Below are 1,611 nucleotides of genomic sequence, written 5' to 3' on the forward strand. Positions count from 1 at the left end.
AGAACTCAGTTCGCGCTGACGCGACCACGCAAATGCGCGAAACGTTAGTTGCCATAATTTAACACAACAAACAACATATTACAAAATATTGTACATATATTTGTACAAATTGTTAAATTATGGTAGTAGCTAATATTTCAGACTTTAGAAAAGATATTAAAACTTATTTTGATAGAGTTGCAAAAAACTTCGAAACGCTAATCATTAACAGAGGAAAGGATTCAGGCATCGTTGTAATGTCACTTGAAGAATACAATTCTTTAATGGCAACGAATTATGAGTTATCGTCAAGGGTAAATGAGAAGCGTTTGGATTCGGCTATCGAGAAATTCAAAAATGGCAAATCATTTACTAAAGATTTAATCGAAGAATAATGAAATATGTATTTGTCGATGAATCATGGGAAGATTATTTGTATTGGCAGAAAATCGATAAAAAGAAAGTCAAGAAAATAAACGATCTGCTAAAAGACATTTCTAGAACTCCATTTGAAGGAATTGGTAAGCCCGAACCTTTGAAACATAAATATGCCGGATTTTGGTCGAGAAGGATCGATGATGAACATCGATTAATTTACAAATTCCTAGAGGACGAAATTCAAATTATAAAGTGTAGGCATCACTACGACTAATTACGGCAACTAACCGCCGTTTCACAAAATTGCCGGGTTTTAGGTAGCCGGAGGTTGCGGTTTCACGAAGAAAGTCTATCTTCGGCAGAGAGAACTCAGTCCGCTTTTCCGGCAACTTCGTGAAGCGGCCTAACGTTGGCAGAAATTTAAACCCAAAACAACATGAAAACATTCAACTTTTTATTAATCATATCAGTAATACTTTTCTCGACATCTTGTGAAAAAGATGAGGTTCGATACGAATTGCCTGGCTCACCTACATCGATTTCAGGCAATGTAAAAGATTACCATCGTAGTTTGAACGTAAACAACTTTGAAATAAAATTATTAAAAGTTTGGCACTGCGGTAGTGGGCCGTCTCCAAATTATTGTACCAAAGAAATTGCAACAACATATTCAGACGCAGAGGGCAATTATCAATTAAATTTTGATTACAACTTACGAAATGATGAAACTTATCGTATTGCTTTTAACGAAACTGAAAATAATAATCATTATGTTGAATTTGTTTCGTCGACAGGAGAGTTCTACAGAGACTACGATGTGTCAAACTTAATTGTAGGGCAAAATAACATTATAGACATAAATGCCTGGATACCTGTAAAGATAAAATTTAATCTAACTGTTTTTAATAATCATACTGCACCGCTAGTAACTGGAATTGAATATAATAATCACCTTGACTTTGGAACAGAACTTATTTATGATAGTTTTAAAACGTTTGAAATTCGAACTAGGCCAAATTCTGAAGTAAACATTAAGTTCTGGTATATTGAAAATTATAATTCGAGTAATCCGATTTTTCACTACGCCCCAATTATCCCGTATGCAACGGATGAAACTGAAGTAACTGAAGTGAATTATGAAATAGATTGTAATGAATTTTAACAAACTTCTGCCAACAGCGCAGTTAAGCAAGAGCTGGTTTTTCGTAGCCGGAACGTTCGTTTTCACGAAGAAAGTTCTATCTTGGCAGAGAG

Annotated in this window: 3 protein-coding genes; all 3 read left to right on the plus strand. The window is 34.6% G+C overall.

Annotated elements, in window-relative coordinates; translation table 11 throughout:
- The first annotated feature begins 119 nt into the window (after positions 1-119).
- The 3 genes from BLP55_RS16490 to BLP55_RS16500 all read left to right on the plus strand — a co-directional run bounded on the left by BLP55_RS16490 (position 120) and on the right by BLP55_RS16500 (position 1,519).
- Positions 120-374, plus strand: a complete 255-nt coding sequence (locus BLP55_RS16490; RefSeq protein ID WP_091147473.1) for a type II toxin-antitoxin system Phd/YefM family antitoxin — start codon at positions 120-122, stop codon at positions 372-374.
- Positions 374-631, plus strand: a complete 258-nt coding sequence (locus tag BLP55_RS16495) for a Txe/YoeB family addiction module toxin (RefSeq protein ID WP_091147475.1) — start codon at positions 374-376, stop codon at positions 629-631. Before BLP55_RS16490 ends, BLP55_RS16495 begins: the two co-directional genes overlap by 1 nt.
- A gap of 162 nt (positions 632-793) precedes the next feature.
- Complete coding sequence (locus tag BLP55_RS16500) at positions 794-1,519, plus strand: hypothetical protein (RefSeq protein WP_139149807.1); 726 nt, start codon at positions 794-796, stop codon at positions 1,517-1,519.
- Positions 1,520-1,611 lie beyond the last annotated feature (92 nt).

This window comes from Flavobacterium caeni (assembly GCF_900101895.1).
GTDB classification, from domain to species: domain Bacteria; phylum Bacteroidota; class Bacteroidia; order Flavobacteriales; family Flavobacteriaceae; genus Flavobacterium; species Flavobacterium caeni.